1 pseudogene is annotated in these 254 nt (G+C 39.8%); it reads right to left on the minus strand.

Annotated elements, in window-relative coordinates:
- Positions 1 to 13 precede the first annotated feature (13 nt).
- Positions 14 to 127, minus strand: a pseudogene (locus HC723_RS17620) (recombinase XerD); the annotation flags it as partial.
- Between the last annotated feature and the right edge of the window lie 127 nt (positions 128 to 254).

Here is a 254-nt window from a genome sequence, read left to right on the forward strand (position 1 = left end):
TCATAAAAATCATCTATTCTAAAACTTGCCCCAAGCACTCTAAAGGACTTTTGACGCCCGTGGTATGACTGCCGATAACATGCGTGTAAATCTCAGTGGTCGTTACATCTTGATGGCCAAGTAATTCGGTTCTGTCGCAAACTCAGATTGTGGGTTCTAAATTAAAGAGGCACTTTTCCTCAGATATAATTATGCAGCTAAAGAATAAAACTGCTCCCATGACGTCATTTCTTCTGAGTTAATCATCTGTCCTT

The organism is Vibrio sp. S11_S32 (genome assembly GCF_014694465.1).
Taxonomy (GTDB): Bacteria; Pseudomonadota; Gammaproteobacteria; order Enterobacterales; family Vibrionaceae; genus Vibrio; species Vibrio algicola.